At 53.8% G+C, this 15,074-nt stretch carries 8 protein-coding genes; 7 read left to right on the top strand and 1 reads right to left on the bottom strand.

Translation table 11 applies throughout. From position 1 onward, the window contains the following. The first annotated feature begins 12 nt into the window (after nucleotides 1-12). The 4 genes from U9S71_RS15225 to U9S71_RS15210 all read left to right on the top strand — a co-directional run bounded on the left by U9S71_RS15225 (nucleotide 13) and on the right by U9S71_RS15210 (nucleotide 9,887). A complete protein-coding gene (locus U9S71_RS15225) occupies nucleotides 13-5,697 on the top strand; it encodes an Ig-like domain-containing protein (RefSeq protein WP_326328433.1) in 5,685 nt (1,894 codons plus the stop codon). Between the two features lie 85 nt (nucleotides 5,698-5,782). Continuing rightward, nucleotides 5,783-6,745 (top strand): PorP/SprF family type IX secretion system membrane protein, encoded by a 963-nt coding sequence (locus U9S71_RS15220; RefSeq protein WP_326328431.1) that lies wholly within the window; start codon nucleotides 5,783-5,785, stop codon nucleotides 6,743-6,745. Between the two features lie 47 nt (nucleotides 6,746-6,792). Next, complete coding sequence (locus U9S71_RS15215; RefSeq protein ID WP_326328429.1) at nucleotides 6,793-8,727, top strand: OmpA family protein; 1,935 nt, start codon at nucleotides 6,793-6,795, stop codon at nucleotides 8,725-8,727. Between the two features lie 50 nt (nucleotides 8,728-8,777). Then, nucleotides 8,778-9,887: a hypothetical protein gene (locus tag U9S71_RS15210; protein WP_326328427.1), complete on the top strand. Its 1,110-nt coding sequence runs from the start codon at nucleotides 8,778-8,780 to the stop codon at nucleotides 9,885-9,887. Here U9S71_RS15210 and U9S71_RS15205 read toward each other — a convergent pair. After that, on the bottom strand, nucleotides 9,837-11,321 hold the full coding sequence (locus U9S71_RS15205; protein ID WP_326328425.1) for a hypothetical protein: 1,485 nt from the start codon (nucleotides 11,319-11,321) through the stop codon (nucleotides 9,837-9,839). The genes U9S71_RS15210 and U9S71_RS15205 overlap by 51 nt on opposite strands. Nucleotides 11,322-11,506: 185 nt before the next feature. On the opposite strand from U9S71_RS15205, the gene rbsK reads away from it, so the two are divergent. Genes rbsK through U9S71_RS15190 form a run of 3 tightly spaced genes read left to right on the top strand, consistent with a single transcriptional unit; the run spans nucleotide 11,507 to nucleotide 15,058 of the window. After that, nucleotides 11,507-12,424: a ribokinase gene (rbsK, locus tag U9S71_RS15200; RefSeq protein WP_326328423.1), complete on the top strand. Its 918-nt coding sequence runs from the start codon at nucleotides 11,507-11,509 to the stop codon at nucleotides 12,422-12,424. Nucleotides 12,425-12,459: 35 nt separating this feature from the next. After that, nucleotides 12,460-13,464, top strand: a complete 1,005-nt coding sequence (locus tag U9S71_RS15195; protein WP_326328422.1) for a GRP family sugar transporter — start codon at nucleotides 12,460-12,462, stop codon at nucleotides 13,462-13,464. Between the two features lie 22 nt (nucleotides 13,465-13,486). Next, entirely contained in the window at nucleotides 13,487-15,058 is a 1,572-nt protein-coding gene (locus U9S71_RS15190) for an ADP-ribosylglycohydrolase family protein (RefSeq protein ID WP_326328421.1), read from the top strand. Nucleotides 15,059-15,074: the final 16 nt, after the last annotated feature.

The raw sequence follows: 15,074 nt of genomic DNA, 5'->3' as shown, positions 1-15,074 counted from the left end.
TCGGAAGTCGAGGTGACCATCACCAAGACACCTGCGCCGACCTTGACGAACCTCGACCAGATCTTCTGCGAGATCGACATGCCTACGGTTGCCAATCTGGATACGGACGGTGCTACCGGTACGGTGATCTGGTACACGGCCGCCACGGGCGGTACGCCACTGGCAGCTACGGATGCACTGGTCGACGGCATGTACTACGCCGCACAAGTGGGCAACAACTGCGAAAGCGTTAACCGCACGGAAGTCGAGGTGACCATCACCAAGACACCTGCGCCGACATTAACGAACCTCGATCAGATCTTCTGCGAGATCGATATGCCTACGGTTGCCGACCTGGATACGGACGGTGCCACCGGTACGGTGATCTGGTACACGGCAGCCACAGGCGGTACGCCACTGGCAGCTACGGATGCGCTGGTTGACGGCACCTATTATGCTGCGCAAATCGGCAACAACTGCGAAAGTGTTAACCGCACTGAAGTCGAGGTGACCATCACCAAGACACCTGCGCCGACGTTGACGAACCTCGATCAGATCTTCTGCGAGATCGACATGCCTACGGTTGCCGATCTGGATACGGACGGCACTACCGGTACGGTGATCTGGTACACGGCAGCTACTGGCGGTACGCCACTGGCGGCTACGGATGCACTGGTTGACGGCATGTACTACGCAGCACAAGTTGGCGACAACTGCGAAAGCCTGTTGCGTACAGAAGTCGAGGTGACCATCACCAAGACGCCCGCACCGACGTTGACGAACCTCGATCAGATCTTCTGCGAGATCGATATGCCTACGGTTGCCGACCTGGATACGGACGGTGCCACCGGTACGGTGATCTGGTACACGGCAGCCACAGGCGGTACGCCACTGGCAGCTACGGATGCGCTGGTTGACGGCACCTATTATGCTGCGCAAATCGGCAACAACTGCGAAAGTGTTAACCGCACTGAAGTCGAGGTGACCATCACCAAGACACCTGCGCCGACGTTGACGAACCTCGATCAGATCTTCTGCGAGATCGACATGCCTACGGTTGCCGATCTGGATACGGACGGCACTACCGGTACGGTGATCTGGTACACGGCAGCTACTGGCGGTACGCCACTGGCGGCTACGGATGCACTGGTTGACGGCATGTACTACGCAGCACAAGTTGGCGACAACTGCGAAAGCCTGTTGCGTACAGAAGTCGAGGTGACCATCACCAAGACGCCCGCACCGACGTTGACGAACCTCGATCAGATCTTCTGCGAGATCGATATGCCTACGGTGGCTAGCCTGAATACGGACGGTGCCACCGGCACGGTGATCTGGTATGAAACAGCGACAAGCACCACGCCATTGGCGGCTACGGATGCGCTGGTTGACGGCATGTACTACGCGGCGCAAGTGGGCGACAACTGCGAAAGCCTGTTGCGCACCGAAGTCGAGGTAACCATCACCAAGACACCGGCACCGACATTAACAAACCTCGACCAGATCTTTTGCGAGATCGATATGCCTACGGTTGCCGACCTGAACACGGACGGCGCGACCGGCACGGTGATTTGGTACACGACAGCCACGGGCGGTACGCCACTGGCGGCTACGGATGCGCTGGTTGACGGTATGTACTATGCTGCGCAAGTGGGCGACAACTGCGAAAGCTTGTTGCGCACCGAAGTTGAGGTGACCATCACCAAGACACCGGCACCAACGTTGACGAATCTCGATCAGATCTTCTGCGAGATCGATATGCCTACGGTTGCCGACCTGAATACGGACGGTGCCACCGGCACGGTGATCTGGTATGAAACAGCGACAAGCACCACGCCATTGGCGGCTACGGATGCGCTGGTTGACGGCATGTACTACGCGGCGCAAGTGGGCGACAACTGCGAAAGCCTGTTGCGCACCGAAGTCGAGGTAACCATCACCAAGACACCGGCACCGACATTAACAAACCTCGACCAGATCTTTTGCGAGATCGATATGCCTACGGTTGCCGACCTGAACACGGACGGCGCGACCGGCACGGTGATTTGGTACACGACAGCCACGGGCGGTACGCCACTGGCGGCTACGGATGCGCTGGTTGACGGTATGTACTATGCTGCGCAAGTGGGCGACAACTGCGAAAGCTTGTTGCGCACCGAAGTTGAGGTTACCATCACCAAGACACCGGCACCTACATTCACGAATCTCGATCAGATCTTATGCGAGATCGATAGGCCTACGGTTGCCGACCTGAACACGGACGGCGCGACCGGCACGGTGATTTGGTACACGACAGCCACGGGCGGTACGCCATTGGCGGCTACGGATGCGCTGGTTGACGGCTTGTACTACGCGGCGCAAGTGGGCGACAACTGCGAAAGCTTGTTGCGCACCGAAGTTGAGGTGACCATCACGGTTACACCTGCGCCAACCATAGACAACGCGGCACCTGAGTTCTGCGAAACCGATAACATGACGTTGGCGGACCTACAGGTAATGGGTACGGATATCAAGTGGTACGCTTCGGCGACGTCGACAGACGTACTTCCAGCAACGACCGTACTGGCCGACGGCGTAACGTACTACGCTACACAAACGGGCGACAACTGCGAAAGTGCAGCCCGGTTAGCAGTAACACCGGTCATAAACGACTGTACTTCGTTGTTGTCTATTACGAAAACAGCCGATGCAGACCGTGCTACGGCAGGCGAAAGCATCAGCTTCACCTTGACCATCACCAACGAAGGACCGGGTGCCATGCACAGCGGCGATGTCATCAAACTTGGTGAACGCCCGAGCACTGGCCTCATGGTTACAGGTTATGAAGTAACCAGTGGCAACGCTACGGTTGCTGGAACAGGTAACGCTGCCACAGTGACCACCAATGCGATGATTCCGGTAGGCGGCACCATTACGCTGACCGTAACCGCCGACGTGGATGTGGATGCCCCGGAAACGATTACCAACGGCATCGACGTGTGGGGCCCAGATAAGGATCCGGAGACCGATCCGAAAGATGACGACGACGATACGCCGCCAATTCCAGTGGATCGCGTATCGAACCTGAGCATTACGAAGGTGGCCGACGAGGCCCGCGTGAAGGCAGGCGAAAGCACCAGCTTTACGCTGACCATCACCAACGACGGACCTTCGGTCATCAATGTGGGTGAGGATATTAGTCTGACCGAACGTCCGGGCGAAGGGGTAACCATCACCGGCTACGAAGTGACCAGCGGTGCAGCTACGGTTGCCGGCAACGTGAATACAGCCGTACTTACCACAACCGGCAAGATCGCCGTGGGCGGTACCATCGTGGTGAAAGTAACGGCCGACATCGCTGCCGATGCGGGTGAAACCATCACCAACGGTATCACGGTTTGGGGACCTGATAAGGATCCGGAAACTGACCCAGAAGATGACAAAGACGATACGCCACCGATTCCGGTGGATCATGAGGCTACGTTGAGCATCACTAAGGTTGCCGATGATGCCCGTGTGGTAGCCGGCGGAAGCACCAGCTTCACGCTGACCATCACCAACGACGGCCCGGCGGTAATCGCCAGTGGCGAGGTGATTAGCTTGGGTGAACGTCCGGGCGAAGGGGTAACCATCACCGGCTACGAGGTGACCGCCGGCAGTGGAACCATCGCCGGAGCGGGTAACTCCGCAACGGTAACGACGAGCGACGTGCTCGCCGTGGGTGGAACGATTGTCGTGAAGGTAACGGCCAGCATCGACGCCGATGCGGGTGAAACCATCACCAACGGCATCGATGTATGGGGACCGGATAAAGACCCAGAAACCGATCCGAAAGATGACGAGGATGATACGCCGCCGATTCCGGTGGACCGTGTGTCGAATCTGAGCATCACCAAGGTGGCCGACGAGGCCCGCGTGAAGGCCGGCGAAAGCACCAGCTTCACGCTGACCATCACCAACGACGGACCATCGGTCATCGAGGTAGGCAAGGACATTAACCTCACGGAACGCCCAGGTGACGGCGTAACCATCACCGGCTACGAAGTGACCAGCGGTGCGGCTACGGTTGCGGGTAGTGGCAATGCAGCCGTACTTACCACAACCGGTAAGATTGCGGTGGGTGGCACCATCGTGGTGAAAGTAACGGCCGACGTCGCAGCCAATGCGGGTGAAACCATCACCAATGGTATCACCGTTTGGGGTCCTGATAAAGATCCGGAAACTGATCCGGAAGATGATAAGGATGATACGCCGCCGATACCGGTGGATCACGTGTCGAACTTAAGCATTACGAAAGTGGCCGACGAGGCGCGTGTGCGGGCCGGTGAAAGCACCAGCTTCACGCTGACCATCACCAACGACGGTCCGGCAGTAGTGGCCAGCGGCAAAGTCATCAGCCTTACTGAACGTCCGGGCGATGGGGTAACCATCACGGGTTACGAAGTGACCAGCGGAAATGGTACGGCTGCGGGCAGTGGTAATACGGCTACCGTAACGACCAGCGAAGCCATCGCCGTGGGCGGTACCATTGTGGTGAAAGTAACGGCCGACATCGCAGCCAATGCGGGTGAGACCATCACCAACGGCATCGATGTATGGGGACCGGATAAAGATCCGGAAACCGATCCGAAGGACGATGAAGACGATACGCCGCCGATTCCGGTGGACCACGTATCGGTACTCAGCATCACCAAGGTGGCCGATGATGAGCGCGTGATTGCGGGCGGTACCACGTCGTTTACAGTGACGGTAACCAATAACGGTCCGGCAACCATTGCGGTGGGCAAAACCATCGCCGTGGAAGAACGGCCGAGCGACGGCATAACCGTTACGGGCTACGAAGTGACGTCCGGAAATGCGACGGTTAGCGGCAGCGGCAACAGTCCGCAGCTCACCGCAACCGCAGCCATCGACGTGGGTGGCACGATTACATTCACCGTGTCGGCCGATGTAACCGCACCTGCGGGATCGACGATCTCCAATGGCATCGCCGTATGGGGACCGGATAAGGACCCGGGTAATGACGATGAAGACGATGAGGACGAAACCCCGGAAATTCCGGTCGACCGTCCGTACACGCTCGATATCGAGAAGGTAGCGGATCAATCGCTGGTAACGGCAGGTGAATCGACCACGTTTACCATAACGGTAACCAACAACGGTCCGCTCGATATCCAGTCCGGTGAAACCATCGTCCTGCGTGAGCGTCCGGGAACAGGCGTGTCCATCACCGGATACGAAATGATCTCAGGTGCGGCAACCGTAATTGGCTCGGCCAACTCAGCGACGCTGACGACCACCGGTGTGGTGGGGGTAGGTGCCACGATTTCCGTACGCATCACCGCCGATGTCGCTGAAACCGCCACGGGCACCATCACCAACGGCATATCCGTTTGGGGTCCCGACGGTAATCCGGATACCGACGAGCCGGATGATGAGGACGATATCGATCCGGTTCCGGTGGATGCAACGCTGCACATCCCGAACGTGTTTACACCGAATGGTGATGGTTTGAACGACCGCTTCGTTATCAAGAACCTGCTGCAATACCAAGGCAGGGAGCTGACCGTGGTGAACAGATGGGGTAACCAAGTGTTCAAGAGCGATAACTACAACAACGATTGGGATGGTGGAAGCCTGGCTGAGGGCACCTACTACTTCATCCTTCGCTACCGCAACGGTGGTGAATGGAAGACGGCAAAAGGTCCTGTAGCCATTATCCGCGTAACCAATCGATAAAAGGATAGGCCTGCCGGGGCAAATCGCTCCGGCAGGCATTACCAATAGAAGCTGAAATGATTACCTCCCAATAAAGGAAAACGAAATGAAAAAGATATTTTTTATCGTACTGATTACCGCATTTGCCGCACCTGCCGTGGCCCAGCAGGTGGCACAGTACAGCCAGTATATGTTCAACGCGCTATACATCAATCCGGCCTACGCCGGGTACCGCGGGCCGCTCAACCTGCATACGTATTACCGCTCGCAATGGACGGGGATGCCCGACGGGCCGCGCACATTGGCACTCGCGGCGGACATGCGCACGGCAAGCGATAATGTGGGGCTCGGGTTTAACCTGATGAGCGACCGTGTGGGCTTGGAAAAACGTATCTATGCGTATGCAAACTATGCCTACCGCCTGCGTGTGGGTTGGGACCCCGAAGACCGACTGGCATTCGGCATCGGCATCGGTGTCATCCATTCGGCCTTCGATAACGCCGGGTGGAATCCCACGGATGCGGAACCGATCAACCTCGAAAATTCGTTCCTACCCGATGCCCGCTTCGGCATCCATTACTCAAACAATACCTTTTTTGCCGGTGTTGGCGTAGATAACCTGATTTCACAGCTTTTCTTTAATGAAGATGCCAGTTCGGCCAAGATGCCGCCGATAACCCAGTATTACCTCAATGTGGGGGGAATCGTTCCGATGACCACCGATATGCTGTTTAAACCATCGGTATTGGTGAAGAATGCCAACCATGCAGGGAATAGGGGGTGGACAACCGATTTGAATGCTGCCGTCATCTTTGCCGAGCAGTTCACCTTCGGCTTGTCATACCGCACCGCCCTGTCGAGCGGTAAGAAGCTGGCCAGCGACCTTTCGCGTCCAAACTCCGTTATTGCCTTGGCAGAGTTTGTTGCCGGCGGGCAGTTCCGGATTGGTTATTCGTTCGACTATGCGTTGAGCAAGTTGCATAACCAAGTAGGAAGTACGCATGAGATATCACTCGGCTATACCATTAACAAAGGAACACAGCGGGTGCGTACGCCACGATATTTCTAAGGGAATTCACTTATTCAATGCTGATACGTACAAAACCATACCGACCCATGAGATTGATTTTTAACAATAAAATTAACTTGATCCTGGCACTTTGCCTGCTGGCTGTGCTACCGTTGCAGGCACAGTACTCCCTGCTGAAGTCTGCCGACCGCGAATTCGATGCATTCAACTTCATCAATGCCATCGAACTGTATCAAAAGGCTTATGACGTGAAGCCCGATATCCGTACGGCCGAGCGATTGGCGGAATCGTATTACCACATCCGCAACTATCGCGAGGCGGAAACCTGGTACGCGCGGCTGGCGAACCACGATGAGGCGAAGATAGACCATATCCTCCAGTACGGCCATATCCTGCGTAACAATTCGAAATTCCGCGAGGCGAAAGCGCAATACCAACGGGTGGCGCTGAAAGCCGAAGGTATCATCACGCAAGAAGAATTGGACGTGCTATATGCGTCGTGCGACTCGGCCGTGGTGTGGCTGGAGAACCCCATAAAGGCGACAGAAATCAAAAACCAAAAGAAATGGAACTCGGCTCAGGCTGAGTTTGGTGCCACTAAGGGACCTGATGGCCTATACTTTGCATCCGACCGGTTTGATGGTGCATCGCACCCCAATGTGATTTACGGGTGGACCGGTAATCCGTACTTGGCGATGTACGTAGCTAAAGACGATGCGGTGAGTAAGGTAGAGGCAAAATGGAGTGATGGTGCCAACCACTTTGGGCCGGCGACCTTCTCAACAGCAAAGAATGAAGTTTATTTTGCGGTGACGCGCAACCTGACACGCGACGAGAAACGCGAAGCGGGTAAGGACGTAACCGTCAATATTGAAATTTTCTCCAACTCCCTGGATGCGGCGAATTGGGGGGAGGGAGCTACCCCGTTCCGCTACAATAACATCACGCAGTGGTCGGTGGGCGATCCGTTCTTGAGTGTTAGCGGCGACACGCTGTACTTCACCTCGGATATGGACGGCGGACTGGGGGGAACAGACATCTACTACGTGGTGCGCCAGTCGGATGGCAACTGGGGTGATGCCATCGCTATGGGGTCAAGCGTGAATACACCGGGCGATGAACGTTTCCCCGGAGTCGACGAAAAAGGCGATTTCTACTTCTCTTCCAATGGCCACCTCGGTATGGGGGGGCTGGATGTGTACCGGCTGGATCGGAGCAGCGTCGCGCCAAAGGCGGTGAACTTGGGATACCCGTTCAACTCGCCGTACGATGACTTTTCCATCCGGTTTGATAAGGATTTGGAAGGCTATGTGGCTTCCGACCGAAGCGGCGGCGTTGGTGCCGACGACATCTACTGGTTCAATTTGAATAAGATTATCCAGATCGATCTGGAAGGCGGGGTGTATAACGCGAAGACAAGGCTACCGGTTACCGGAGCTAAGGTAACGCTTACGCCGGTAGGCGATGAGGCCAATGCCGTAGTGGTCAGTTCGGGTGCCGATGGCAAATTTAAGTTTAACCTTGCCGAGAATGCCGACTATACCTTGACGGCCGAGCAGACCGGTTTCCGTCCGTTCACCCCAATGGCTTTTACGACCTCGGGAATCGATTCGACGACCACGCTGACAAAGGATGTTTTCCTCGCACCGGTGGAAGAAAAAGAGGTAGTGGTGCTGCGCAACATCTACTTCGATTTCGACAAGGCAAACATCCGTCCGGATGCCGCCTTGGAGCTTGATAAGATTGCCGCATTCCTGAATAGCGATCCCAGCACACGGATTGAGCTGAGCGCCCATGCGGATTCGCGGGGTACCCAAGCTTATAACATGAAACTCACCCAACGGCGGGCAGATTCGGCCGTGGCTTACCTCGTGAGCAAGGGAATTGCTACCAACCGCCTCGAGGCCAAAGGTTATGGGTTCAGTAAGCTGGCCAACCATTGCGCCAAAGGTGTGGAATGTACCGAAGAAGAGCACCAGTGGAACAGGCGGGTGGAGTTTTTCGTGATTGAGAGCGACTAGTTACGAGAACTGCTACTTGGTTTGAGCAAATCCATGTAGGGTTTAGGCAAATGCATGTAGGGGTTGCGCGTTCCGTACTCCGGTTTGGGCGAATCCATGTAGGGGTTGCGCGATCCGTACTCCGGTTTGGACGAATCCATGTAGGGTTGGAGCTAATCCATGTAGGGTTTAGGCACATGCATGTAGGGGTTGCGCGATCCGTACTCCGGTTTGGACGAATCCATGTAGGGTTGGAGCTAATCCATGTAGGGTTTAGGCAAATGCATGTAGGGGTTGCGCGTTCCGTACTCCGGTTTGAGCAAATCCATGTAGGGTTTAGGCAAATCCATGTAGGGGTTGCGCGTTCCGTACTCCGGTTTGGGCTAATCCATGTAGGGGTTGAGCGAATCCATGTAGGGTTGGAGCTAATCCATGTAGGGGTTGAGCATATCCATGTAGCGGTTGCGCGTTCCGTACTCCGGTTTGGACGAATCCATGTAGGGTTGGAGCTAATCCATGTAGGGGTTGAGCATATCCATGTAGGGGTTGCGCGAACCGTACTCCGGTTTGGCCTTATCCATGTAGGGTTTGAGCTAAACCATGTAGGGTTTAGGCAAATCCATGGAGGGGTTGCGCGTTCCGTACTCCGGTTTGGGCTAATCCATGTAGGGGTTGAGCATATCCATGTAGGGGTTGCGCGTTCCGTACTCCGGTTTGGACGAATCCATGTAGGGTTTGAGCTAATCCATGTAGGGGTTGCGCGTTCCGTACTCCGGTTTGGGCTAATCCATGTAGGGTTTAGGCAAATCCATGTAGGGGTTGTGCATTCCGTACTCCGGTTTGGGCTAATCCATGTAGGGTTTAGGCAAATGCAGGTAGGGGTTGCGCGTTCCGTACTCCGGTTTGAGCTAATCCATGTAGGGTTTAGGCAAATGCAGGTAGGGGTTGCGCGTTCCGTACTCCGGTTTGGGCTAATCCAGGTAGGGTTTAGGCAAATGCATGTAGGGGTTGCGCGTTCCGTACTCCGGTTTGAGCTAATCCATGTAGGGGTTGAGCGAATCCATGTAGGGTTTGAGCTAATCCATGTAGGGGTTAGGCATGTCCATGTAGGGGTTGGCCCCCAAAACTGTCTATCGGTGTTTTCCAGTAGCCCATCCAGCAAAATCGAAATACTTCAATAGCTGCATTTCGCGTTTCTCCGCTTGTATGGCCAATCGCTTTGTCGCGATTTTTTTCCGCGCCGCTTCTTTCCATGCATTGCCCCGGCGTTTGGGGTCGGAAGCGATGGTGTTGAATACCAGTTTTTCCGTTTTATAGGCTTTCCCAAACTTACTGAACACCCGTTTGTAGGAGCGGATTTCGTAATCGAGATATTCCAGATCGTCCTGCTCGTAGCTGATGAGGATATGCAGTAGCCGAGCTGCGCGGAATACCGCAAGTTGCGTGTACCGTTTTTCCGCGGTCAACAAGCGATTGATGCATCGGTTGGCTTTGCTCCATTGCTGCGCAAGGAAATAGGCCAGTCCCTCGAAGTAATCGTATTCCAATTGTTTCTCGTGCCCTTCAATGCCCGATGCGGTTTGCTGTCGGTCATGGTGTCGGTCCACCAAAGCCAAAGCCTCGTCTATTTTATGGGTGCCGATGTGCATGTTCAACCGATACATCTTTACGGTGAGCGTTGCGAGGTGGCTGAAATGATCCGGATATGGACGCTCGGAAAGGGCTGCCGCCCTATCGATAAACAAGGCCATCTCTTGGTAGTAGCCAATACTCCGCAGACTGTCCAGGATACCGTCCAGTGCCGATAGGTAATCGTACGGCGGGTAATCCCACATGGGTTCATTAGATTCGATCAACGTATTGAGGTCGTTGAAAATCCGCAGGGCCGAGCGATACTCGCCGGTATGGATGAAAAAGAATGATTGGAATAACAAATGTAGCTTTTGCGGTTCGAATTGATGTTGGCTGCCGCGGGTGGTTAGGCTGAGTTCGCTCAATATCAAATCGTTGATTTTTTGATCACTCTTGCCATCGGCCATTAATACTTCTTTCGTCAGGCGGTGGCTCAACAGTTCGTACAATGAATAATGTTCGTGCAGTTGCCGGAGCGACTGTAACGTGTGTTTCGCTTTCATCTGCTTATCCACCAGTTGTTGTTCGCTTAATGCCGGGAAACCCACATCCGCCAATGCCGTTAGCTCCATCCGCGAGGCTTGGTATGCAATCGCATGGTTCTGGTTTTCGGTAGCCAGCTTGTGAGCCTTCCTAAGTGCTTTGTGTGCCCTGTTGGGCATGGAACGCTCGAAGCACAGCCGGGCCTTCATCAAATAATGGTGCTGTGCGTACCAGGTGTCTTGTCCAATACGTATTTGTATGAGTACGTCGGTAAGCACCTTGTACAGGTAGCTGGCTGTGTTCTCGAACGACTTGGATGGGTAGGTTTCGCGAAATTGCTGTTCCCACGATTGGTCGCTGCCGTTGCGCTGGTCGATAGCCAATTCATATAGTAGCAGGTAATCTTTTGGGCCTTCGAGTTTCGAGCAGTGCAGCTGGAAGTGCTTCTTTTCGGTGGCAGAGAGCGATCGGACAAGTTTTTCTAATTCGAATGTAAGCATATCTTGCTGTCTGTGTGTTGTGTGTGTATTTAATTTACTGATTACCAGTTGTTGTTTAAATAAAATGTTATTTTTATCCAATATTATAATTCATAAAATTATGAAATAATGGTGAATTAATAGCCGATATCTATTCTACTTTTGTTATCGTAATAGACCAGTTGTTCGTTTTTGGAACCCGTTTTATGAGTAAAAAAATCATTGTAGTAGGCAGTATGAACATGGATATGGTGGTAAAGACCAGCCATATTCCCCAGCCGGGCGAAACGGTATTAGGTGGCTCCTTTTTTATGAATCCCGGCGGAAAAGGAGCTAATCAGGCTGTTGCCGTAGCCCGTTTGGGCGGAGAGGTTGCTTTCGTCGGAAAGATTGGCGATGATATTTTCGGAAAGCAGTCGGCCCAACTCTTCGATGAAGAGGGCGTTGACATCAATGGTATCCTGTCCGATCACGACAGCCCTTCAGGAATTGCGTTGATTACGGTCGACGAGCAAGGAGAAAATAGCATTGTAGTGGCTCCGGGTGCGAATGCGCATCTTGAACCTGCAGATGTGGCGCGTGTGCTTGAAAAATATCCCGACAGCAAAATCCTATTGATGCAGCTGGAAGTGCCAATGCGTACGGTGGAATTTGCTGCGCAGCACGCTCGGGAGAAAGGCATGCAGGTGATCCTGAACCCCGCCCCGGCCAACGCGCTCGTGCCGAATGTGTTCCATTTGGTGGATATCCTTACACCGAACGTGAACGAGGCAGAAGCGCTTTCGGGTGTGAAGATCGTGGATGTTTCGAGCGCCCGGCGGGCGGCCGAACGCATACGTGAACAAGGGGTGAAGCATGTCATCGTAACGTTGGGTAAGGATGGTGCTGTGGTGTTAGAAGAGGATGCGTTCCACCATATCCCGGCGCCGGTGGTCGAGACCGTGGATACTACGGCCGCTGGCGACGTGTTCAATGGTGCACTGGCAGTGGCGCTAGCCGAAGGTAAGGAATTGATAGATGCGACGTCTTTCGCATGCCGTGCGGCATCGATTGCAGTGACCAAAATGGGTGCGCAATCGTCGATTCCGTTTCGTAATGAAGTGTTATTGAGTAGTATGAAATAATAGTTAGTTATAAACCAGGTTAAAACCATTGAATTATGTTTATCGTAGAAAGTTACGGACTGGCCATTCTATTTTGCATCATTACGATGTTGTGCTGGGGTTCGTGGGCCAACACGCAGAAACTGGTACAGCGCGAATGGCGCTTTGAGCTGTTCTACTGGGATTACGTGTGGGGGATATTCCTGCTGTCACTTGTCGGCGCATTTACCATGGGCAGCGTGGGCGATTCAGGTCGGTCATTTCTAGCCGACTTGGCACAGGCTGATGGCGGTAACATCCGCAGTGCGCTTATCGGTGGCGTGGTGTTCAACCTCGCGAATATCCTGCTGACAGCGGCTATCGCCGGAGCCGGTATGGCGGTGGCCTTTCCCGTGGGCATCGGGTTGGCGCTGGTCATCGGTGTACTCATCAATTACCTGATGCTCAGTAAAGGCGATCCCGTATTGCTTTTCCTAGGCGTGGGTTTGGTGACAGCGGCCATCATCCTCAATGCCGTGGCCTACGGAAAACACTCCGGTAGCACCGGCAAGAAAGGCGTAGGTAAGTGGATTGTTGTGTCTATTATAGCGGGTATACTGATGTCTACCTTCTATCCGTTTATCGCTGCCGGCATGGACCTCGAAAACTTCGTGAACCCCGCGGCTGGTAAGATGACGCCCTATACTGCATTTGTGGTGTTTGCCGCCGGCATCGTGGTGAGCAACCTGGTGTTCAACACTGTTTTGATGCGCAGACCGCTCGAAGGGACGCCGATCAGCTATGGAGAGTATTTCCGTGGCCGACCGGGCATCCATCTCGTGGGCATCCTGGGCGGCTGCATCTGGGGATTAGGGAATCTGTTTAATCTCATTGCAGCGGGTAAAGCAGGCCCCGCCATCTCTTATGGACTTGGACAAGGAGCTACGCTGGTCGCGGCCTTGTGGGGGGTAATCATCTGGAAAGAATTCAAGGGCGGCTCCAAGTCGGTGAACACCCTTGTTGCGGCCATGTTTGTCTTGTTTGTGGTGGGCTTGGGATTGCTTATTGCGGCGGGCAACTGATTTTTAACTGACGACAAGCGTTATGAGAAATAAGGGTTTACTGTTTATTGGCCTGGCGGCTTACTTCAGCATGGTGGCCTGTCGCCCCGGCAATGGTAACGGGAATTCGGAACCGGGGATCAAAAAAATGCCGCTTTCCGTGTTGCAGGATAAGATCAAAGGGGGATGGGCTGGTCAAACGATCGGTGTGACGTTTGGCGGACCCACAGAATTTCGTTACAACGGTACGTTTATTCAAGACTATCAGGTTATTCCATGGTACGACGGTTATATCAAGAAATGGATGGAGGAGACGCCGGGTTTGTTCGACGATATTTATATGGACCTCACCTTTGTCGACGTATTCGAGCGTGTAGGTCTCGATGCACCGGTAGACTCCTTTGCAAACGCGTTCGCCAATGCGGGTTATACCCTTTGGCATGCAAACCAAGCCGCCAGGTATAATATCCTCAACGGCATCAAGGCCCCGCAGTCTGGCCATTGGTTGCATAATCCGCATGCGGACGATATCGATTACCAAATCGAATCGGACTTTGCCGGATTGATGAGTCCCGGAATGCCGAACGCTGCATCCCATATCAGTGACAAAATAGGGCATATCATGAATTATGGGGATGGGTGGTATGGTGGTGTGTTTGTTGGCGCTATGTATACACAGGCTTTCGTATCAGACGACATCCATTACGTGGTCAAGGAAGCGCTGAAAACCATCCCGAAAGAAAGCGACTTCTACAAATGCGTGAACGATGTGATTGGATGGCACGCACAATATCCCGACGATTGGAAGCAGACTTGGTTCGAGTTGCAGCGGAAATGGACCGAAGAGGTGGGGTGCCCCGATGGTGTGTTTGCCACGTTCGATATCGATGCCAAAATAAACGCGGCATATATTGTTTTGGGATTACTGTATGGCGATGGTGATTATACGAAAACATTAGAAATATCGACCCGGGCCGGACAAGACTCCGATTGCAATCCGTCGAGCGCCGGCGGTATCTTAGGGACTATGCTTGGATACAGCAACATACCAGCGTACTGGAAGATGGGGCTGAGCGAGGTGGAAGATATCCATTTCAAGTACACCAAGATGTCGCTAAATAAGGTATACGAAATCGGCTATCAGCATGCGCTTGAAATGATTAGGCGGAATGGCGGGGAAGTAGGAGAGGAGGAAGTGACCATCGCGGTACAGGCGCCGGAAACGGTACGGTTCGAAAAGAGCTTTGACGGCCTGCACCCTGTAGGGAAATCGACCGTTAATCGGAGACTGGAATCAGAATATGTATTCGAATTTGAGGGTACAGGGGTGGTGCTAAGCGGCGGGGCATATAAGGACCAAAATACGCTGCCTGATTATACCTTCGATTTGCAACTGTTTATCGACGGGGAAATGGTAGAGCAATTTCGAATGCCTACCAATTACACCCATAGGCGGCACGAAATCTTTTGGAAATATCAATTGCCGAAAGGCAAGCATCAGGCTAGGCTGGTTGTTGCCAACCCGAAGAGCGGTTACCATATACGGATGGGCGACTATATCGTTTATTCGGATGCGCCCGTAAATGGCGTCGTGAAGCATGCCGCCACAAACTAAACGGTTTAAAAAAGTA

The organism is Parapedobacter flavus (assembly GCF_035818675.1).
Lineage (GTDB): Bacteria > Bacteroidota > Bacteroidia > Sphingobacteriales > Sphingobacteriaceae > Parapedobacter > Parapedobacter flavus.
Note: the sequence above shows the minus strand (reverse complement) of the source record. Positions and strands in the feature narration are given on the sequence as shown.